The sequence below is a fragment of the Amycolatopsis keratiniphila subsp. keratiniphila genome, from assembly GCF_001620365.2.
Taxonomy (GTDB): Bacteria; Actinomycetota; Actinomycetes; order Mycobacteriales; family Pseudonocardiaceae; genus Amycolatopsis; species Amycolatopsis keratiniphila.
Window position 1 is genome coordinate 125,077 of sequence record NZ_LQMT02000032.1, and the last position, 20,128, is coordinate 145,204.

General features: G+C 69.9%; 17 protein-coding genes. 9 read left to right on the forward strand and 8 right to left on the reverse strand.

All coding sequences use genetic code 11. The features are described from left to right. Positions 1 to 255: 255 nt before the first annotated feature. Positions 256 to 2,760, forward strand: a complete 2,505-nt coding sequence (locus AVR91_RS30440; protein ID WP_143254164.1) for a PQQ-dependent sugar dehydrogenase — start codon at positions 256 to 258, stop codon at positions 2,758 to 2,760. Between the two features lie 250 nt (positions 2,761 to 3,010). Here AVR91_RS30440 and AVR91_RS30445 read toward each other — a convergent pair whose 3' ends face one another. After that, positions 3,011 to 3,622 carry a TetR/AcrR family transcriptional regulator gene (locus AVR91_RS30445; RefSeq protein ID WP_228708328.1) on the reverse strand — a complete coding sequence of 204 codons (612 nt, stop codon included), beginning with the start codon at positions 3,620 to 3,622 and terminating at the stop codon, positions 3,011 to 3,013. Positions 3,623 to 3,707: 85 nt separating this feature from the next. Between AVR91_RS30445 and AVR91_RS30450 the strand changes: the two genes are divergently transcribed. After that, positions 3,708 to 4,586 (forward strand): sterol desaturase family protein, encoded by an 879-nt coding sequence (locus AVR91_RS30450; RefSeq protein WP_083737786.1) that lies wholly within the window; start codon positions 3,708 to 3,710, stop codon positions 4,584 to 4,586. Here AVR91_RS30450 and AVR91_RS30455 read toward each other — a convergent pair. Both AVR91_RS30455 and AVR91_RS30460 read right to left on the reverse strand, forming a co-directional pair. Next, positions 4,560 to 5,564: a glucosyl-3-phosphoglycerate synthase gene (locus AVR91_RS30455; protein WP_063276237.1), complete on the reverse strand. Its 1,005-nt coding sequence runs from the start codon at positions 5,562 to 5,564 to the stop codon at positions 4,560 to 4,562. The genes AVR91_RS30450 and AVR91_RS30455 overlap by 27 nt on opposite strands. An 85-nt stretch (positions 5,565 to 5,649) precedes the next feature. Next, positions 5,650 to 6,573 (reverse strand): hypothetical protein, encoded by a 924-nt coding sequence (locus AVR91_RS30460; RefSeq protein ID WP_063276238.1) that lies wholly within the window; start codon positions 6,571 to 6,573, stop codon positions 5,650 to 5,652. 60 nt (positions 6,574 to 6,633) lie between these two features. On the opposite strand from AVR91_RS30460, the gene AVR91_RS30465 reads away from it, so the two are divergent. From AVR91_RS30465 to AVR91_RS30485, 5 genes are read left to right on the forward strand one after another with little or no spacing between them, the layout of a single operon-like run. Beyond that, the gene (locus tag AVR91_RS30465) at positions 6,634 to 9,381 is read left to right on the forward strand and encodes an FHA domain-containing protein (RefSeq protein WP_211282792.1); all 2,748 of its coding nucleotides are present in this window, start codon (positions 6,634 to 6,636) and stop codon (positions 9,379 to 9,381) included. Next, positions 9,335 to 9,568: a hypothetical protein gene (locus AVR91_RS30470; RefSeq protein WP_063276239.1), complete on the forward strand. Its 234-nt coding sequence runs from the start codon at positions 9,335 to 9,337 to the stop codon at positions 9,566 to 9,568. Before AVR91_RS30465 ends, AVR91_RS30470 begins: the two co-directional genes overlap by 47 nt. Before the next feature lie 3 nt (positions 9,569 to 9,571). Next, positions 9,572 to 10,786, forward strand: coding sequence for a glycosyltransferase family 4 protein (locus AVR91_RS30475; RefSeq protein ID WP_063276240.1), 1,215 nt, complete (start codon positions 9,572 to 9,574; stop codon positions 10,784 to 10,786). Then, positions 10,780 to 11,487 carry a class I SAM-dependent methyltransferase gene (locus AVR91_RS30480; RefSeq protein WP_063276241.1) on the forward strand — a complete coding sequence of 236 codons (708 nt, stop codon included), beginning with the start codon at positions 10,780 to 10,782 and terminating at the stop codon, positions 11,485 to 11,487. The genes AVR91_RS30475 and AVR91_RS30480 overlap by 7 nt, the downstream gene beginning before the upstream one ends. After that, entirely contained in the window at positions 11,484 to 12,437 is a 954-nt protein-coding gene (locus AVR91_RS30485; RefSeq protein ID WP_063276242.1) for a prenyltransferase/squalene oxidase repeat-containing protein, read from the forward strand. The genes AVR91_RS30480 and AVR91_RS30485 overlap by 4 nt, the downstream gene beginning before the upstream one ends. Positions 12,438 to 12,498: 61 nt before the next feature. Here the strand turns inward: AVR91_RS30485 and whiA are convergent, their stop codons facing one another. From whiA to uvrC, 4 genes are read right to left on the reverse strand one after another with little or no spacing between them, the layout of a single operon-like run. Next, positions 12,499 to 13,488: a DNA-binding protein WhiA gene (gene whiA, locus AVR91_RS30490; protein WP_063276243.1), complete on the reverse strand. Its 990-nt coding sequence runs from the start codon at positions 13,486 to 13,488 to the stop codon at positions 12,499 to 12,501. Between the two features lie 18 nt (positions 13,489 to 13,506). Further along, positions 13,507 to 14,484, reverse strand: coding sequence for a gluconeogenesis factor YvcK family protein (locus AVR91_RS30495; protein WP_143254155.1), 978 nt, complete (start codon positions 14,482 to 14,484; stop codon positions 13,507 to 13,509). Continuing rightward, positions 14,471 to 15,328 carry an RNase adapter RapZ gene (gene rapZ, locus AVR91_RS30500; protein ID WP_034311885.1) on the reverse strand — a complete coding sequence of 286 codons (858 nt, stop codon included), beginning with the start codon at positions 15,326 to 15,328 and terminating at the stop codon, positions 14,471 to 14,473. The genes AVR91_RS30495 and rapZ overlap by 14 nt, the downstream gene beginning before the upstream one ends. 50 nt (positions 15,329 to 15,378) lie before the next feature. Further along, positions 15,379 to 17,328, reverse strand: coding sequence for an excinuclease ABC subunit UvrC (gene uvrC / locus AVR91_RS30505; RefSeq protein WP_076153730.1), 1,950 nt, complete (start codon positions 17,326 to 17,328; stop codon positions 15,379 to 15,381). 249 nt (positions 17,329 to 17,577) lie between these two features. Here uvrC and AVR91_RS30510 point away from each other — a divergent pair, with 249 nt between their 5' ends. Together AVR91_RS30510 and AVR91_RS30515 are read left to right on the forward strand one after the other, a co-directional pair. Further along, positions 17,578 to 18,315 (forward strand): S1 family peptidase, encoded by a 738-nt coding sequence (locus AVR91_RS30510; protein WP_063276246.1) that lies wholly within the window; start codon positions 17,578 to 17,580, stop codon positions 18,313 to 18,315. Between the two features lie 94 nt (positions 18,316 to 18,409). Further along, the gene (locus tag AVR91_RS30515; RefSeq protein ID WP_063276247.1) at positions 18,410 to 19,189 is read left to right on the forward strand and encodes an exodeoxyribonuclease III; all 780 of its coding nucleotides are present in this window, start codon (positions 18,410 to 18,412) and stop codon (positions 19,187 to 19,189) included. A 482-nt stretch (positions 19,190 to 19,671) separates the two neighbouring features. Here AVR91_RS30515 and AVR91_RS30520 read toward each other — a convergent pair whose 3' ends face one another. Then, the gene (locus tag AVR91_RS30520) at positions 19,672 to 20,115 is read right to left on the reverse strand and encodes a PH domain-containing protein (RefSeq protein WP_063276266.1); all 444 of its coding nucleotides are present in this window, start codon (positions 20,113 to 20,115) and stop codon (positions 19,672 to 19,674) included. Positions 20,116 to 20,128 lie beyond the last annotated feature (13 nt).

Consider the following 20,128-nt stretch of genomic DNA (forward strand, 5'->3'; position numbering starts at 1 on the left):
CGCATCCAGAGGACTAAATGCATTCGGGGGCGTGACCCTCCGTGTTGATGTTGGTCAAGTATTGACACGAAGCACCCACTGGTGTGTGATCTGAACCATAGATAGGAAAGTTTCCTAACTAAAACTCCACCCTCCCCGCCGGGCCCCGCCCGGTCCGCCGTTGTACCTCCCGACCCCCGAACTTCACGCATGGAGGCTCCAGTGGCACCCCGACCACCGTGGCGCGCGCTGCTGACGTGTGCGGCCGCGACGGCGATGACCATCGCCGCCCTGCCGGCCCCATCCGCCGGCGCGGCACCGACCGATCACGAAGCCGAAGACGCGACGATCTCCCAAGGCGCCGTCGAGAAGAACCACGCGGGCTACTCCGGCACCGGGTTCGTGAACTTCGACAACGTCGTGGGCAGCTATGTCGAGTACACGGTGAACGCCGCGCAGGCCGGAACCCAGACCCTGACCTTCCGCTACGCCAACGGAACCACGATCGACCGGCCGGTCTCCCTCAGCGTCAACGGCACCGCGGCCGGGACGCTGTCGTTCCCCGGCACCGGCGCGTGGACCACTTGGAAGACCGTCACCAAGGACGTCGCGCTGGCCGCCGGGGCCAACAAGATCCGCACCACCGCGACGACCGCGAACGGCGGGCCCAACGCGGACAAGCTCACCGCGAGCGGAGTGACCGACGCCGAGGCGCCGACCCCGCCGAAGAACCTGGCGGCCAAGGACATCAAGGCCCGCAGCGCCACCTTCACCTGGGAGGCCGCGACCGACAACGTCGGCGTGGTCCGCTACGACGTGATGCGCGGCGGCAACGTCCTCAAGACCGTCGACGGGAACACGCTCACCACGACCGTCGACAACCTGCAGCCGAACACGGCCTACGACATCTCCGTCGGCGCCTTCGACGCGGCCGGAAACCCTTCGCAGCAAAGCAATGTCGTCCAGTTCACGACACCGCCCAGCGGTGACACCACACCGCCGACCGTGCCGGGGAACCTGCGCTCGACGTCGGTGACCGCGAACAGCGTCTCGTTGGCGTGGAACGCTTCCACCGACGACAGCGGCACCATCGCCGGTTACGGCGTGTACCAGGGCACCACGAAGGTCGCGACGACGCCGTCGCTCGAAGCCACGGTCACCGGGCTGACGGCGAACACTTCGTACACGTTCACGGTGAAGGCACGCGACCTCGACGGCAACGCTTCGGGCGCGAGCAACGCGCTGACCGCGAAGACGAGTGGCGCCGCGGGTGGCGGGATTCCCGAGTACGACAAGGACATCACGAAGGTGGACCTCGCCTGGTCCGTCGACTTCCTGCCGGACGGCACGGCACTGGCGACCGAACGGGACCGGTTCGAGATCCTGCGGATCACGCCGTCGGGCGAGAAGACGACGGTCGGCAAGGTCCCCGGCGCGGTCGGCACCAACGGCGAGGGCGGCCTGCTCGGCATCGCGATCTCGCCGAACTACGCCACCGATCACGCGATCTACCTGTACCACACGGCATCCGGCGACAACCGGATCGTGAAGATGACCTACGACAACGGAAAGCTGTCTTCGACGTCGACGCCGGTACTCACCGGGATCGCCAAGAACCGTTACCACAACGGCGGAAGGCTGCGGTTCGGTCCGGACGGCAAGCTCTACGCCACCGCCGGCGACGGGCAGAACAAGGACACCGCACAGAACAAGGGCTCGCTCAACGGGAAGATCCTGCGGGTCAACCCCGACGGTTCGGCGCCGAGCGACAACCCGTTCTTCTCCACCGGCGGCAACGCCCGCTACGTCTGGAGCTTCGGTCACCGCAACCCGCAGGGCCTGGCCTGGGATTCGCGCGGTCAGCTGTGGGCTTCGGAGTTCGGTGACGGCAAGCTCGACGAGCTCAACCTGATCCAGAAGGGCGGTAACTTCGGCTGGCCCCAGTGCGAAGGAACCGAAGGATCCTGCGGTGGCACGGTCGCGCCGAAGAAGACGTGGCCGACCAGCTCCGGCGGGCCGAGCGGGATCGAGATCGTCAACGACTGGATCTACGTCGCGGCGGTCACCAGCCAGCAGCTCTTCGCCACGCAGATCAACGCCTCGGGCAACGGTGTCGGCTCGGTGCAGTCGCTGTTCTCGGGCCGCTGGGGCAGGCTGCGCTCGGTCACCAAGACGCCCGACGGCGGGCTGTGGGTCACCTCGACCAACGCGGACAAGAACGGCGGCACGCCGAGCGGGATCGACAACGTGGTGGTGCGGCTGAAGTTCCCCGGTGCCTCGCAGCCGGGAGCGTTCAAGCTGACCAGTTCCGCGTTCGCCGACAACGCGACCATCCCGGACAAGTTCACCTGCGCCGGTGACGGCACCGCGGGACAGGACACCTCGCCGCCGCTGGCGTGGAGCGCCGGGACCACCGGCGCCAAGGGATACGCGATCGTCTTCGCCGACGTGGCCAACAACGGCAACAAACTGCACTGGGCGATCTGGGACATCCCGGCATCCGCGGCGTCGCTGCCGGAAGGCCTCGGCTCGGGCTTCACCGTCCCGAACCAGAACGGCGCCAAGCAGAAGGCCATGGGCAGCGGGGCGAACTCGCAGAAGTACTTCGGCCCCTGCCCCGGCGGCTCCAGCCATCCCTACACCTTCACGCTCTACGCGCTGAAGTCGGCGACGGTGCCGGGGTTGTCCTCGTCCTCGACGATGGCGCAGATCGAAACGGCCATCAAGAACGCTTCGACGGCCAACGTCAAGCTGCGCGGCAAATCCAGCGCCGCGTCCTGAGCACGGTCGGGGTGTCCGGAGCGGCGCCGGGCACCCCGACCGTATCCACCGGGACGGGTCGGGTATCCGTCGGTCTACGGCGAGGTCGACCACCCTTGTAAGCCCGGTCGGAGTGTTTTGCCCGGGGTCGTGAGTGTCAAAGAGTGTTCTAACCCGAATCGCCACTCACGACTCCACCTCGGAACCGCACAGTCGAGAAGGTGCCCGACCGCGATTTGTGAGCTTCAGGCCCGGCGCGTGTCGCGATCCGTCACCAGCCGAACAGGTTCCGCATGATCCGCGAGCAGCGTTCGGTCATCGCCGCGGCGTCCTGATCCGGCTGGTCGATCCACCAGCTGATCAGGGAATCGACCACGCCGGTCCACACCTGGGCGATCGCCTCGATGTCGCGATCGTCGTCCAGCCCGCGCGAGTGCATCAGCTGGGCGGCGCCGACCAGCGCGAACCCGTCGAGCCGGTAGCGGTAGTCGACCGCGACACCGGCGATCTCACCGGTCGAGGGCACCGTCGGGTCGCGTAGCAGCTTCCAGGCGTACCGGTCTTTGTCGAACGTCTCGAAGATGGCCGAGAGCACGGCGAGCGGCATCCGTTCCGGCGGCTCACCCTCCTCCGCCATCGTCTCGGCGACGCCTTCGGTCAGCCGGTCCCCCGCCCGGTGCAGGCAGGCGAGATACAGCCCGTCCTTCGAGCCGAAGTACTGGTACAGCAAAGGTTTCGTGACACCGACCCGGCGGGCGATCTCCACCATCGACGCCCCGGCGTACCCGTTCTTGCCGAACTCCTCCGTCCCGGCGCGCACGATCTGGGACTCCCGCTCTTCGCGGGGCACCCCCTTCGTGCCGACGGCCCTTGCTTCTGTCACGGCGGTTATCTTACCCTGAGGTAAATGACCCCAGGGTAAGTTACCTGATGGTCAGATAACCGGGGGCGAGACAGGGAGAGGTGCGGTGGCGGATTTTCTTGCCCATATGAGGGACCCGGTGCTGCTGGCGACGCCGGTGTTCCTGCTGTTCGTGGCGATCGAGATCCTCGCGCTCCATGTGCTGGGGCACGACGACAACGTCATCGGCTACAGCGTCAAGGACACCCGCACCAGCATGTCCATGGGCGCGGTGGCGGTGGTGATCAACGGCGTCTTCCGCATCGCCATGCTGTTCGTCTTCGCCGCGCTCTACGAACTCGCGCCGGTGAAGTTCAGCCCGCACGACTGGTGGACCTGGGTCCTGATGCTGCTGGGCCAGGAGCTCGTCTTCTACGCGTACCACCGGGCGAGCCACCGCGTCCGGCTCATGTGGGCGGGCCACCAGGTGCACCATTCGAGCGAGCACTACAACTTCTCGACGGCGTTGCGGCAGAAGTGGACCCCGTACTTCCAGCTGCCGTTCTGGTCGATCCTCGCCCTGGCCGGCATCCCGCCGTGGATGATCCTCACCGGCCTGTCGATCGACCTCGTCTACCAGTTCTTCGTGCACACCGAGAAGATCCGGAAGCTGCCACGCTGGTTCGAGTACGTGTTCAACACGCCTTCACACCATCGTGTGCACCACGGCAGCGACCAGGAGTACCTGGACGCGAACTACGGCGGCATCCTGATCATCTGGGACCGGATGTTCGGCAGTTTCGTACCGGAGGGCAAACGCCCGACCTACGGGCTGACCAAGAACGTCGAGTCCTACAACCTGCTCAAGGTCGGCTTCCACGAGTACGGCTCGATCCTGCGCGACGTCCGCGCGGCAGGCTCGTGGCGGGACAAGCTGGGATACGTGTTCGGCCCGCCGGGCTGGCAGCCGAAGGAGGCGTTAAGCGCTCCTGCGCAAGGCGGGTGAGTTCTCCGGGCGGATCTCCGGCGGAAGGCTCTCCAGCGGCGGCCGCTGGGTGAGGGTCACGTCGGTGAGCACGAGTTCCCGCTCGACGGCCTCCCCCGCGCCACGCCGGAACTGGGCGAGCGACGTCGACGGCGGCGCCGCGGAGATCACCCGGCCGCCGCGCTCCAGCCGGTCCATCAGGGTCAGCATGATCTGCGCGGCCATCCGGCCGAGGGCCTGGGTGCCCTGGTGCCGGTGGGTCCGGTGGCCGAGGTCGACCTGCGCGAGCGCGTCGAGCCCGTGCAGTTCGAGCAGGTCGATCAGGTGGCCGACCTCGACGCCGTAATGCGTGACGAACGGGATGCCTTCGAGCACTTCGCGCCGTCCCGCGTACTCACCGGCGAGCGGCTGGACGAAACCGGCCAGCTCCGGCCAGTACATGTTGAGCAGCGGACGGGCGACGAGTTCGGTGACCCGGCCGCCGCCGTCGGGTTCGACGCCCGCCGCCCCGGTGAGCGGACGGTGGTAGAACCCTTTGACGTAGGCGATCCCCGGGTCGGTCAGCAACGGTCCGAGCAGTCCGGTCACGTAGTCCGCGGTGAAGTCGCGGAGATCGCCGTCGACGAAGACGACGAGGTCCCCGCTGGTTTCGGCGACGCCCTTCCAGAGCGCTTCTCCTTTGCCCGTCAGGCTTTCCAGCTCCGGGAACACCGAATCCTGCGCGACGACGTCCGCCCCGGCCGCCGCGGCGACCTCGGCGGTCGCGTCCGTGGAATGGCTGTCCACCACCAGGATCTCGTCGACGAGGGGAAAGCGTTCGACGAGTTCGCGCCGGATGGTGCCGACGATCGCGCCCACCGTCTCCGCCTCGTCGCGGGCCGGGATCACCACCGAAACCCGGGTCCCGCGTTTGGCGGCGACCAGCTCCGCCGCCCACCAGTCACCCGCGCGGCTGCTGCGCCGCGCGAGCCACGTGCCGACCTCCGCCGATACCCGCATGGCTTCCCCTTCCCTCGAAGATCACCTCACCGGTGAGCTTCGACGGAGGCTGTTTCCATCCGTCGTCGCCGCGGAAACCGCCGCGTTACGCCTGCCCGCCGGAGGTTAACGCCCGGGAGAGGACCTCACCGGTGCGTCGCTTGGCGAGGTAGAACGCCGCCTCGTGCGGTTTCGCCCCGTTGTCGACCGTGTAGCCGCTGTCCAGTACCCCGTCGGCGCCGGGGAACAGCCCGGCGAGGTCGGGCCGGGCGGCGACGAGGTCGTCCCGGTCGGCCAGGTTCACCCAGCTCGCGACGCCGGGCGGCACGGACGGCGGCTGCGGGCGGGTCCGTTCGTAGACGACCGTGCGCAGGCCCAGCGGCGAGCCGAGGGTGAGCAGCAGCGGCAGCGGGCGGCCGTGCCGATGGGCGGCCTCGTAGGCGACGACGGAACCGAGGGAATGCCCGATGATCGCCTCGGTCTCCGGTCCGATGTGCTCGGCGACGCGGGCCTGCACGCGTTCCCGGATCGTGTCGTCGGTGAGGTACAGCGTCACCTGCTTGAGCGCCTTGACCACCACGCGTTCGGCGAACGCCACCCCGAGCCGCGCGAACGGCTTCAGCCGCACCAGCGCGTTCAGCACCGGGCGGGCGGCCGCGCGCACGCCCTGGGTCTCTCCCGCCGGACCGCCGAGCAGGTCCAGTTCGGCCTTCGCCCGGTTCCGGTCCGCCTCGCGGGACGCCGAGGAAGCCGCGTTCCGGAGCCATTCCGCCGCCAGCGCTTCGGCGAGCGCCCACTCGTCCGGGGTGAGTTCGTCCGCGCCGCCCTGCTGGCCTTCCGTCCGGAAAAGGTCACCGTAGAAGGCCATCCGCGCGTCTCCGGGCCGGGCGTCCCGCCACAGGGTGTCGGCCAGCGCGGCGTCGCCGGCGAGCCGGACGCCGCCCGCCAGACTCGGCAGCCATTCCGCCTCGAGGGTGTCCGCGGACTTCTGTTCCTGGGCGATGCCGTGCACCAGAACGATCCGAGCCATGGCGCACAGTATCGCGGGCCGCCCTTGCCGGTGGCCGCCCGATGAGACAAAGTGATCTCCGTGGGAGAGCGGAGGTCGTTGGTGGTCGCGTCGCAATGCGACTCACTGAACCTTCTCTCGTTCCTCCCCGACGCGGGCCACCAGGTCTCGACGGCCCTGCTCGATCCCGAGATCGGCGGCTGCGTCCCCGCCCTCGAAGACGGTCGCGGCCTGCTCGTCGACCCGACGATGGTCGAGCTGGACGACGCGCTGGTGGAGGCCTTCGAGCGCGCGTCGGAAGACGAGGCGACGCTCTTCCTCTCCCTCGTCGGGCACGGCGAATACGCCGACGACGACTTCTACTTCCTCACCAAGGACACCGGCCTGCCGGTGGACAGCCGCCGCTCCTTCCTGTTCGCCCAGCGGATCAAGGAACTCCTCGGCCGTCACTCGATGCTCGACGGGCTGGTGATCCTGCTCGACACCTGCCACGCCGGCATCGGGGCGAGGCAGGCTGGCCAGCGCTGGCTGCGGATCGTCGGTGAGGCAGGCAAGCGGTTCGACCTGCTCACCGCCTCGGACGACCGTGTCGCCGCGAACGGGTGTTTCAGCCGGTCTCTGGTCTCGGTCCTGCGGACGGGGCACGCGGAGTTCGGCGAGCGCGTCCGATGCGCGGATCTCAAACGGGTGATCACCGGCCTGTGCCCGGCGCAGACCGCCGTCCACCTGGGTTTCGACGGCACCCGCGAGGTGCCCGAAGCCGATCAGGGCCTGTGGCTCGCGCTGAACTCCTCCCCCGCCTGGCGGCGTTCACCGCTGGCGGGCAACCCGGCCGCGCCCACGATCGAACGGCTGACCGCGGGCTATCAGCCGGATCCGAAGCTCGGCGAGACCGTCGGGCATCTGCTCACCGGTGCCCGGCTGGTCGCGCTCACCGGGGAGGCCGGTGCGGGGAAGTCGACCATGCTCGCCGCGCTCGCCCGGCCTTCGGTGGCCGGATCCTATGTACCGCCCGACTTCCTGCACGCCGTGCTGTTCGCGAGCCGCGGCGACACGGCCGAGCGGATCGCGAGCGAACTCGCCCGGCAGTTGCGGCGCACCGTGCCCGGTTTCGCCGACGCCGAGCAGGCGTACCGAGCCGGTCTCGACGACACCGGCCTGAGCGGTGCGAGCGCTTTCGATCTGGCGCTGCTCGGTCCGCTGCGGAGTCTCGCTCCACAGTGGACCGGAGCCCCCGTGCGGATCGCGATCGACGGGCTCGACGACCTCGATCCCGATGTCCGGGACCGGCTGTGCGGTCTTCTCCGGCACCTGTCGACGGCGCCGGAACTGACCATGGTCAAGACGGTCGCGACCACGCGGGATCCGGCATGCCTTCCGCCCGCGGTCGAGATCTCCCTGGTGCCGGCCGGCGGTTTCGAGCCGCCCGCCGTCGAGCCTGCTCCCGTGGTCCGGGAACCGGAGGGAAACTGGGGCGACCAGCCCGGATACGACACCGGCTCGCCCACCGCGCCGAGGATCACCCCCGCCACGCTGATCATCGACGTCCCCGGGCAGCCGCCCGCGCACCACGAACTGTCCTTCGGGCTCACGACGCTCGGCCGCAGCAGGAACGCCGCGGTCCGGCTCGGCGACTCGCGGGTGTCGCGGCTCCACTGCAAGATCCGCTGGGACGGTACGAACGCGTGGCTGACGGACCTCGACTCCGCCAACGGCACCTTCGTCAACGGACAGCGGGTGCCGAGCGCCCGGTTGGCGCACGGTGACATGCTCCGGCTCGGCGATTCGAAGGTGACCTTCATCAGCGTGGCGCAGGAGGAGACCGACATCGAGCAGGGCACCGGTGCGGTGGCCTCGCCGCGGCCCGGGCACGCGGTCCTGCTGGAGTTGCTGGGTCTCGCCGCCTCCCGCGGGCCCATCCCGATCTCGATCCTCACCGCGGCGAGCGCGGCGGCGGGCGGTCCGGACCGGCGGGTGCGCGTCCGCGATTTCCTGGCCGGGCTCGGTGACTCGGTCAGCCGGACGCGGGCGGGCCTCGCCGACGAAACCGTCCTGTGGACCGGAGAGCCGCCCGTTCTCTCCCCTGACGCGGCGACCCGGCTGCATGCCCGGCTGGCGGCGGCGACCTCGGAGGTGCCACTCGTGACCGGAGACGACGAGCCGACGCTGGAACAGGGCTACGCGGCGGCCACCGAGGCCGAGCACTTCTGGCTCGCCGGGCTCCGCGAAGACGCCCTCGCCGCGTTGGAGCGGCGGGCGTCCCATATCCCCGTCGAGAACCGGGAACGCTGGGCGGCTTGGGCGAACCGCGCGGCCCGGGAACTCGGCGACACCGATCGGATCACGTTGCGCTGTAAGGCACGGCAGGCGACCTGGACCGGCAAGGCGGGCGACGCGGCCGGAGCGCTCGCCCGGTTCGAAGAGCTGTTGCCGATCGCCACGGCCACCCTGTCGAGTGGCGACGAAGAGGTCTTGAGCATCCGCAACAACATCGGGCACCTCCTCGCCGAGCTCGGCCGCTTCGGCGAATCCCGGGCCGAGTTCGAAGCCCTCGTCCGGGACGCCACCCACGCCCTCGGAGCCGATCATCGCGAAACGCTGCACGCCCGGCACTTCCTCGCGGTGGCGACGGGCAAGACCGGCGACGGGGCAGAGTCCCTCCGTCTCTCCCGGGAGCTGCTGCCGCAGGCGAAACAGGCGCTGGGCGACGACGAGATCGTCAGCCACGTGCGGCACAACATCGCGTTCTGGAGCGCCGAAATCGAGCACCCCCCCCCGTTGTTTGGAGTACCGAGGGCTCCTCACCGAAGCGACGGGACGGCTGAGTGAACGGCATCCCAACGTCCTCGACCTCCGGTTCGGTCTCGCGCTCGCCCTCGCCAAGGCTGGCCAGGTCACGGAGGCGCTTTCGACATGGACCCTGCTGCTCGGCGATTCCGTCGAGGTCCGCGGCGAACGGCACGGCGAAACCCGGAAGATCCGCGAGCAGCTCGAGTACTGGGGCACGCGGGAGTGAGCGGTGAGCGCACTGCGGATCGCGCTCCTGACCTACCGCGGGAATCCGCGCAGCGGCGGTCAGGGCGTGTACGTACGGCACCTGAGCCGCGAACTCGCCGCGCTGGGACATCGCGTCGAGGTGCTGTCCGGGCCTCCCTACCCGGAGGTCGATGAGGGCGTGCGGCTGACGAAGATCCCGGGCCTCGACCTGTTCGCGGAGCCGGACCCCTTCCGGACGCCGCGGCCGCGGGAGCTGCGCGATCTGCCGTCGTGGGTGGAGTTCCTCGGCATGCGCCGCGGCGGCTTCCCCGAACCGCTCGCGTTTTCCCTGCGTGCCGCGCGCCATCTCGCGAAACGCCGGGGCGAGTTCGACATCGTGCACGACAACCAGGGACTCGGCTACGGGATGCTCCACTGTGGACTGCCGACGCTCGCCACGATCCACCATCCCATCGCGGTGGACCGGGCGCTGAAACTCGCCACCGTCACCGGCCGGGAGGCGGCGCGGGTCACACGGTGGTACGGCTTCGTGGAAATGCAGCACCGCGTCGCGCGGCGGCTGCCCGCGCTGACCGTGTCGCGGGCCTCCCGTGCGGCCATCGGCCGGGAGATGGGCGTTCCGGAGGATCGGATCCACGTCGTCCCGCTCGCCGCGGACACCCGGATCTTCCGGCCGCGGCCCGAAATCCCGCGCGTCCCCGGCCGGGTCGTGGCCACCGCGAGCGCGGACGAGCCGTTGAAGGGGCTCGAACATCTGCTGGCGGCGTGGGACCGGATCGAAGGCGAACTGGTGATCGTCGGCAAACCGAAACCGGACGGCCCGGCGGCGCGGGCACTCGCCCGGCTCGGCCCCGGTGCCGACGTCCGTTTCGTGAGCGGGCTGACCGACGACGAGCTCGCGCGGCTGCTGTGCTCGGCCGAAATCGCTTGCATACCTTCGCTGTTCGAAGGGTTCTCGCTGCCGGCGGCCGAGGCCATGGCCTGCGGGACGCCGGTCGTCGCGACGACCGGCGGGGCGCTGCCCGAAGTCGTGGGCGACGCGGGGATCCTGGTGCCGCCGGGCGACGTCCCGGCACTCGCGGAAGCGCTCATCAAGGTTCTGGGCGACGAACATCTGCGCGCCGACCTCGCGGCCCGCGGACTGGCGGCGGCGGGGGCGCTGAGCTGGCGGCGCACCGCCGAGGAGACCGCCGCGCACTACCGGCGCGTCCTCGGCCGGGAGCGTGCCGAGTGCTGACCGTCGATTTCGACCGGTTCCCCGTCGGCCCTGGCGACCGGGTGCTCGACCTCGGCTGCGGGGACGGCCGTCACGCCTACGAGGCGTACAAACGCGGCGCGGACGTGGTCGCCGTCGACCTCGACGACACCGCGCTCAAACACGTGCGGGACATGTTCGCCAACCTGGCGGAGGCGGGCGAGGCACCCGCGGCGGCTTCGGCGCTGGCCGTCCGCGCGGACGCCCTCCGGCTCCCGTTCCCGAGCGGCTCCTTCACCCGGGTGATCGTCGCCGAGACCCTGGAACACATCCACGCCGACCGGACGGTGCTCGCGGAGGCGAGCCGCGTGCTGGCGCCGGGCGGACGGCTGGTGGCGACCGTGCCGCGCTGGTGGCCGGAGCGGATCTGCTGGCTGCTCTCGGACGCGTATCACGAGGTCGAAGGCGGGCACATCCGGATCTACCGGCGCCGCGAACTGCTCGGCAAGCTCACCGAGGCCGGGCTGCGGCCGACCGGCGGCCATCACGCGCACGCCCTGCATTCGCCGTACTGGTGGCTGAGATGCGCGGTCGGCCCCGACGAGGAGCACCGGCTTTGCGCGCTGTACCACCGGTTCCTCGTCTGGGACATCATGCGGAGCCCCCGGCCGGTGCGGTTCGCCGAATGGGCGCTGAACCCGGTGCTCGGCAAGAGCCTCGTCGTCTACGCGCGCAAACCGTGAAGGCCACCGCCGCCGCCATCGCGGCCGTGCAGCGGCCGGACGGCGGGATCCCCTGGGAGCCCGGCGGGCACCTCGATCCGTGGAACCATCTCGAAGCCGCGATGGGACTGGACGTCGCCGGGCTGGGAGCCGAGGCCGAAGCCGCGTACGAGTGGCTGATCCGCAACCAGCGCCCAGACGGGTCATGGGCGGCCGGTTACCGCGACGGCCGCGTCGATTTGTCCACTATGGACACGAACTTCACCGCGTACGTCGCGGTCGGGACCCGGCACCACTTCCTGCGGACCGGGGACCACGCCTGGCTGGACCGGATGTGGCCGGTCGTGGACAAGGCCATAGACGCCGTCCTGCGGCGGCAGCAGCCGTCGGGTGCCATCTCCTGGCGCGACGATCCCGAGATCCGGCTGGTCGCGGGCTGCGCCAGCATCCATCACGCGCTGACCCAGGCGCTGGCGCTCGCGTCCGTGCGAGGGCTGGACCGTCCACAATGGCGAGTCGCGGCGCACCGGCTCCGCGCCGCCCTGCTCGGCGAGCCGGGGCTGTTCGCCGCGAAACCGCACGCGATGGATTGGTACTACCCTGTTCTGGGCTCCGTCGTCACCGGCACCGACGCGACGGAGCGGCTGGCGGCGGGCTGGGACCGGTTCGTCGAGCCCGGGCTGGGCGTGCGCTGCGTGCACCACGAGCCGTGGGCGACCGGCGGTGAGACGGCCGAACTGGCGCTCACCCTCGCCACTCGCGGCGACCGTGCCCGCGCGGGTGAACTCCTCGCGTGCCTCGCCCGGCTACGTCACGACGACGGCTCGTACTGGACCGGCTATCAGTTCGTGGACGACGGGTTCTGGCCGGACGAGCGCACCACGTGGACCTCGGGCGCGGTCCTCCTGGCGACCGCCGCCCTCGACGGCGACCCGGCCACGTGCGACGTCTTCGGCGAGCACCGCGTTTAGTCCTCTGAATGCGGTAGTTGCGTGTGCAAGGACCGCATTCAGAGGACTGAATGCGGGTGGGTCAGGCTTCGTCTTCTTCCAGCATTTCCGGGGTGACGGCGGATTCGGTGTCCGGGATGCCTTGTTCCTTCGCCTTCTTGTCGGCCATCGCCAGCAGGCGGCGGATCCGGCCGGCGACCGCGTCCTTGGTCATCTGCGGATCGGACAGCTGGCCCAGTTCCTCCAGCGAGGCCTGCCGGTTCGACAGTCGCAGCTTGCCCGCGGCGAGCAGGTGCTCCGGGGCGGAATCGCCGAGGATGTCCAGCGCCCGCTCGACCCTGGCCGCCGCCGCGACGGCCGCGCGGGCCGAACGGCGCAGGTTCGCGTCGTCGAAGTTCGCGAGCCGGTTCGCGGTGGCGCGCACCTCGCGGCGCATCCGCCGCTCTTCCCAGGCGAGCACGCTCGTATGCGCGCCGAGCCGGGTCAGCAGGGCCCCGATCGCGTCACCGTCGCGCACCACGACCCGGTCCGCGCCGCGGACCTCGCGCGATTTGGCCTGGATGCCCATCCGCCGGGCGGCGCCGACGAGCGCCAGCGCGGCCTCGGGGCCGGGGCAGGTGACCTCGAGCGACGACGAACGGCCGGGTTCGGTGAGCGAACCGTGCGCCAGGAACGCGCCGCGCCAGGCGGCTTCCGCGTCGGCGACGCCACCGGACACGACGGCGGCGGGCAGCCCGCGTACCGGACGGCCGCGCTGGTCGATCAGGCCGGTCTGCCGGGCGAGTCCCTCGCCGTCCTTGACCACCCGGACGACGTACCGCGTGCCCTTGCGCAATCCGCTGGAGGAAATGACGTGCACGTCGGACTGGTGTCCGTACAGTTCGTGGATCTCCTTGCGCAGCCGCCTCGCCACCGAACCGGTGTCGAGTTCGGCCTCCACCACGACGCGGCCGGCCACGATGTGCAGCCCGCCCGCGAATCGCAGCATCGACGCGACCTCCGCGCGGCGCGGGCCGATCTTGGTGATCTCCAGCCGGCTCAGCTCGTCCTTCACGGCGGCGGTCATCGCCATCGCTGCCCCTCCATACCTTCAGCTCCTCCCCCGGTGAGACTCCAGAGCGTCTCGCATACAGCCCGCGAGCGCATCAGGATCATGCCGCCCCGTCACGACCGGGTCAGCCACCGCCCCCAGCAACGCCCGCGCGCCCAGTCTCCCGGCCGCGTCCCGCAACCGGGCTGGTGAGGGCACCGAGTCCCGGTCCGCGATGACCGCGTCCACCCGTAATTCCGGGGCGTGTTCGAAGAGTACGTCCAAATGCTTCTCCGGCGAGAACCCCGCCGTCTCCCCCGGTTGGGGGATCAGATTGAGGATCACGACCTTCGTGGCGTCCGTTCGGAGCAACGCGTCGTGCAGATCCGGCACCAGCAGATGGGGCAGCACACTCGTGAACCACGAACCCGGGCCGAGGAACACCACGTCCGCGTCGAGCACGGCGTCGATCGCCTCGGCACAGCCGCGCGGCGGCCGATCGGCCTGCCCGGTCGGGTGCAGGCTGATCCGGTGCACCTGCCCCGGGGTCGTCGCCACCGCCACCTGACCGCGGATCCGCCGCAGCGCCTCGGGATTCTCGGCGTCCAGCCCCGAAACCTCGCCCTGGATCTCCAGCGGTTCGGGTGACATCGGCAGGACGCGCCCGGAGATGCCCATGAGCCTGCTCGCCTCGTCGAGCGCGGCGACCGGATCCCCGAGCACCTCGAACAACCCGGCCAGCAACAGGTTCCCGACCGCGTGCCCGGCGAGCGCGCCGTCGCCGCCGAAGCGGTGCTGGAACACCTCCGCCCACAACGTCCCGCCGTCTTCGGCGGCGAACGCGGCGAAGGCCTGCCGCAGGTCGCCCGGCGGCAGCAGCCCCAGTTCCCGGCGCAGCCTGCCGGACGAGCCCCCGTCGTCCGCGACGGTGACCACGGCGGTGACCTGCGAGGTCACCCGGCGCAAGGCGGTGAGGGTGGCGTGCAGGCCGTGCCCGCCGCCCAGTGCCACCGCGCGCGGTGCGCTACTCGCGGCCAAGGTCGCGGTGCACCACCTTCACGGCCATACCGTCCTCATTGGACAGACGCTGGGCGAGCTCCTCGGAGATCGCGACGCTGCGGTGCTTTCCGCCGGTGCAGCCGACGGCCAGCGTCAGATACCGCTTGCCCTCGCGTTTGTAGCCCGCGCCGATCAGGCGCAGCAGCTGGTGGTAGCGGTCGAGGAACTCGTCCGCGCCCTCCTGGCTGAGCACGTAGTTGCGGACCTCGCCCTCGAGACCGGTGTGGTCGCGCAGTTCCGGGATCCAGAACGGGTTCGGCAGGAAGCGGACGTCCATCACCAGGTCGGCGTCCATCGGCAGGCCGTACTTGTAGCCGAACGACAGCACGGTGACCCTGGTCTGCGTGCTCGCCTCGGAGCCGAAGGCGTCCTCGATCTTGGCGCGCAGGTCGTGCACCGAAAGCGACGACGTGTCGAGCACGAGGTCGGCCTCCTCCCGCAGCGGCTCCAGGAGCGTGCGCTCGGCGGTGATGCCGTCGGCGAGCCTGCCGTCGCCCTGCATCGGGTGGCCGCGGCGGACGGCCTCGAACCGGCGCACCAGCACCGCGTCGGTGGCCTCCAGGAACAGGACGCGCGGCTTGTAGCCGCGGGCGTCGAGGTCCTTGATGACCGAGGCCAGGTCGTCGGTGAACGCGCGCGAACGCACGTCCATCACCACGGCGACCTTGGTGATCGCGCCCCGCGCCTGCGCGCCGAGCTCGACCATGGTCGCGATCAGCTCGGGCGGCAGGTTGTCCACCACGAACCAGCCCAGGTCCTCCAGGCATTTCGCGGCGGTGCTGCGGCCGGCGCCGGACAGACCGGAAACGACCGCGACCTCCATCCCGGAACCGCGGCCTTCTTCTTGCGCACTCACAATGGTCCCTTCACCGATCACGTACTGGACTCCCCCGCCGCCGCGGACTCCCCTGCGAGCGCCGCGACGACCGCTTCGGCGGTGCGCCTGCCGAAGCCGGGCACCGCCTCGATCTCTTCTATCCGCGCTTCGCGGAGTTTCTTCACCGAGCCGAAATGCTTGATCAGCGCGGTACGACGAGCCTGCCCCAGCCCCGGCACACCGTCCAATGCGGACACCTGCATCCGCTTGGACCGCTTCTCGCGGTGGTACCGGATGGCGAAGCGGTGCGCCTCGTCGCGCAGCCGCTGCAACAGATACAACGCGTCGGAGGTGCGCGGCAGGATCACCGGATCGGGATCGCCCGGCAGCCACACCTCCTCCAGCCGTTTCGCCAGGCCGACCACGGCGATGTCGGTGATGCCCAGCTCGGAGAGCACATCCGCGGCGGCCGTGGCCTGCGGGCCCGCGCCGTCGACGACGAGCAGGTTCGGCGCATAGGCGAACTTGCGTGGTTTGCCGGTCTCCGGGTCGATGCCCGGGCGGTCCGGGTCGACCCCTTCGGCGTTTTCCTTGAGATACCGGTAAAACCGGCGGCGGACGACTTCCGCGATCGACGCGACGTCGCCTTCCTCCGCCGCCTCGCGCAAGGCGAAGCGCCGGTACTCGGACTTGCGCGGGATGCCGTCCTCGAACACCACCAGCGAGGCGACCACGTCACTGCCCTGGATATGGCTGATGTCGACGCATTCGATGCGCAGCGGCGCGGTTTCCAGCGCCAGGTAGTCCTGCAGTTCCGCCAGCGCGGCCGAACGCGCGGTGAGGTCGCCCGCGCGGCGCAGTTTGTGCTGGGTGAACGCCTCGCCGGCGTTGCGGGTCACGGTCTCGGCGAGCGCGCGTTTGTCCCCGCGCTGCGGCACCCGCAGGCTCACCTTCGACCCGCGCAGCCCGGACAGCCATTCGCCGAGGGCTTCCGCGTCGGCGGGCAGCTCGGGGACGAGCACCTCGCGCGGCACCGGGGAGCCGCCGTCGGGATCGTCCGCGCGTTCGGCCTGCTCGCCGTAGAACTGCGTGATGAAGTGGTCGACGAGATCCTTGACGTCCATCTCTTCGGCCTTGTCGATCACCCAGCCGCGCTGCCCGCGGACCCGGCCGCCGCGCACGTGGAAGACCTGGACGGCGGCTTCGAGCTCGTCGTGGGCGAAGGCGACGACATCCGCGTCGGTGCCGTCGCCGAGCACGACCGCCTGCTTCTCCATCGCGCGCCTCAGCGCGCCGAGGTCGTCACGCAGCCGCGCCGCGCGCTCGAACTCCAGCTCTTCGGACGCGGCCGCCATTTCCTGTTCCAGACGGCGGATCAGCGCGTCGGTGCGGCCGGCGAGGAAGTCGCAGAAGTCCTCGACGATCTCGCGGTGCTCGTCGGCGGAGACCTTGCCGACGCACGGCGCGGAGCACTTGCCGATGTAGCCGAGCAGGCACGGCCTGCCGATCTGGCCGTGCCGTTTGAAGACGCCGGCCGAGCAGGTGCGCGCCGGGAAGACCCGGAGCAGCAGGTCGAGCGTTTCGCGGATGGCCCAGGCGTGCGCGTACGGCCCGAAGTACCGCACGCCCTTCTTGCGCGCGCCGCGATAGACGTGCAGGCGCGGGTACTCCTCGTTCATCGTGACGGCGAGGACCGGGTAGCTCTTGTCGTCGCGGTACCGGACGTTGAACCGCGGGTCGAACTCCTTGATCCAGTTGTATTCGAGCTGGAGCGCCTCGACTTCGGTGCCCACGACGGTCCACTCGACGCTCGCCGCCGTGGTCACCATCTGGCGCGTGCGCGGGTGCAGGCCCGTGATGTCGGCGAAGTACGAGTTCAGCCGGCTGCGGAGGCTTTTCGCCTTGCCGACATAGATGACCCTCTTCGTGGCGTCACGGAATTTGTACACGCCAGGGGCGTCCGGGATGCTCCCCGGCGAGGGACGGTAGGTGGTCGGGTCAGCCACGTCGCCAAGCCTATGGGGCACCACCGACAGTCTTACGAGGCCCCGTCCTTAGCCGCGGTCCGGTCAACCCTTCGAGTGGCCATTCCCACCATCCGGTCGGTCTTTCACTACGTATACCGACCTAAGTCGGGTCTTCGGCCGTAACCGACGTTCGTTGGTTCCTACCGGGTGAATCGGTTGATTACTTTCCGTCCCAGTTCCACTTCATTCGGTTCTTCGTCAGATGACGCTCGAAAGGACTCCTGCACCGTGAGCCGTCTTCGTACGCTGGGCGCCGCCACCCTCGCCGCCGCAGCCCTCACCATGACCGCGGGCGCCGTCGCCTCCGCGGGCACCCCCACCGGTGTCCAGCCCAACATCGTGGGCGGCGGCACCGCCCCGACCGTGAGCTGGGGCGCCCAGATCTACGTCAACACCCCGGGCCGTCAGTGGGACGGGTTCAACTGCTCCGGCAGCGTCATCGCGCAGCGCTGGGTGCTGACCGCCAAGCACTGCCTCGACTCCGACGGCAGCGGCATGCGGGTCCGCGTCGGCAGCAACCAGCTCCAGGGCGGCCGTGAGATCGCCGTCGACCGCAAGGTGTCCTCGCCGAACGGCGCCGACATCTCGCTGCTGCACCTGGCCTCCGACGCCGGCGTCACGCCGATCACCCTGGCGAGCTCGAACCCGTCGGTCGGCAGCACCAACCAGCTCTACGGCTGGGGCCGCGAGACCCCGACCGGCCCGCCCGCCTCGGCGCTGAAGGTCGCCAACGTGCGCGTCACCGGCAGCTCGACCGACGCCTACGGTGGCCCGGCCATCCAGAGCGTCGGCATCAACGGTTCGGCTTGGAAGGGCGACTCGGGCGGCCCCCAGGTCTCCAACGGCGTCCAGGTCGGGGTCGCTTCGACCGTGCAGAACCAGAGCGGCTCGAACATCCGCGGCACCAACAACTACGGCAGCGTCGCTTCGGCCCGCTCCTGGATCCGCTCGACCACCGGGGTCTGACCTCCACCCCGGCCGGCCCCTGTCGCGACGTGACCCGTCGCGGCAGGGGCCCTTTCACGTCAGGGTGTCGGTGGGGTGTGGGACGCTCGCGGGCATGCGGATCGCGACCTGGAACGTGAACTCGATCGGGCCCCGGCTGCCGAGGGTGCTGGAGTGGCTCGGTTCGGCCCAGCCGGACGTGCTGTGCCTGCAGGAACTCAAATGCGGCACCGACGCCTTCCCTTTCGACGCGGTGACGGAACTGGGCTATGAGACGGCGGCGTACGGCATCGGTCGCTGGAACGGCGTCGCGATCCTGTCGCGCGTCGGGCTGGAAGACGTGACACGCGGGCTGACCGGCGAACCCACCTTCGAGGACAAGACCGACGCACGGGCCATCGGCGCCACCTGCGGCGGGCTGCGGCTGTGGTCGGTGTACGTGCCGAACGGGCGCGACCTGGAGAACCCGCACTACGGCTACAAACTCGCGTGGCTCTCGGCGCTGGAGGCGACGGTGCGGGAGGAGCAGGCGCGCGGGCTGCCGTTCGCGGTGCTCGGCGACTTCAACATCGCGCCGACCGACGCGGACGTCTGGGACATCGGCGTGTTCGCCGAATCGACGCACGTGACCGAGCCGGAGCGGAAGGCGCTCGCCGCGCTGCGGGACCTCGGCCTGTCCGACGTGTTCCCGCGGCCGCTGAAGTACGACCACCCGTTCACGTACTGGGACTACCGGGCCGGGAACTTCCCGAACAACAAGGGGATGCGGATCGACCTCGTGTACGCCGACGCCGTCGTGGCGGGTGCGGTGACGGATTCCTATGTGGACCGTGAGGCGCGGAAGGGGAAGGGGCCCTCGGACCACGCGCCGATCGTGGTGGATCTTTCGCTCTGAACGGTCTGCGGGGTGGTCCCGGATGTCATGAAAGGGTCGTTCAGGACGTTTTTCGTCCTGAACGACCCTTTCATGACACTTGAGTGAGCCCGGCGAAGGCAGCCTGCCCCGATGCTAGGAACGGTCCTTTCCTTGCAAATTTTGCAAGGAAAGGACCGTTCCTAGCACTCGAAGGAGCCGGAGAGAGCGGCGTCAGCCTCCCTTGGCTCAATTCCGTGAAGGCCTCCTTGAGGGACTCTGGGTCCCTCAAGGAGGCCTTCACGGACTTGCGAGGCGCCACATGCGCCCCACTGATCACAGCGGCCGCACGTGAAGGTCCCCTTCCCTCGGCTCAGCCGAGGAAACCCGACCTTCACTCCTTCCCGAGTATGTGAAGGCCCCCTTCACTGCGTCTAGCGCAATGAAGGGGGCCTTCACGTACTTGCACACCGCAAGGATCGCATTCAGAGGACGAAACGCGCCCGGTCGGGAAAAGGCGAGCGTCAGCCTTCCCAGGCCGCCTTGTGCAGCTTCCGCAGAGCCCGCACCGCCGCCACCGCGCGTTCCCGGTCCACCGCCTGCACCGCCATGACCGAGTAGTACTCGTCCTCAGGCAGCTCCAGCCGCGCCCACGAGGCCCCGTCCGGGAAGCTCACCGAGAGCACCTCGCTCCACGCGAACTTCTTGGTCATCAGCACGTTCCGGACCTCGATGCCGTCGGCGTCGGCCTTCACGCGCGCGGTCGCGAACAGCATCGTGCCCGCGGCGAGCAGGACCCCGATGCCGATCATCGCCGCCTGGTCGGACGGCTGGAAGATCACGCCGGTGTCCGAGCCGCGCAGCAGCACCGCGACGACGACGAACGTCGCCAGCAGGATCACCGCCAGCACGGAGCACATCACCAGGGCGCGGCGGGGCCGCACCACCACGACCTCGGACTCGGTCATCACATCCGCCTCG

What these genes read in the sequence shown, in the direction of transcription:
- AVR91_RS30440 (WP_143254164.1), top strand. Translation starts at nt 256, where the DNA reads ATGACCATCGCCGCCCTGCCGGCCCCATCCGCCGGCGCGGCACCGACC.
- AVR91_RS30455 (WP_063276237.1), bottom strand. Translation starts at nt 5,564, where the DNA reads ATGCGGGTATCGGCGGAGGTCGGCACGTGGCTCGCGCGGCGCAGCAGC.
- AVR91_RS30460 (WP_063276238.1), bottom strand. Translation starts at nt 6,573, where the DNA reads ATGGCTCGGATCGTTCTGGTGCACGGCATCGCCCAGGAACAGAAGTCC.
- whiA (WP_063276243.1), bottom strand. Translation starts at nt 13,488, where the DNA reads ATGGCGATGACCGCCGCCGTGAAGGACGAGCTGAGCCGGCTGGAGATC.
- rapZ (WP_034311885.1), bottom strand. Translation starts at nt 15,328, where the DNA reads ATGGAGGTCGCGGTCGTTTCCGGTCTGTCCGGCGCCGGCCGCAGCACC.
- AVR91_RS30515 (WP_063276247.1), top strand. Translation starts at nt 18,410, where the DNA reads ATGCGGATCGCGACCTGGAACGTGAACTCGATCGGGCCCCGGCTGCCG.
- AVR91_RS30520 (WP_063276266.1), bottom strand. Translation starts at nt 20,115, where the DNA reads ATGACCGAGTCCGAGGTCGTGGTGGTGCGGCCCCGCCGCGCCCTGGTG.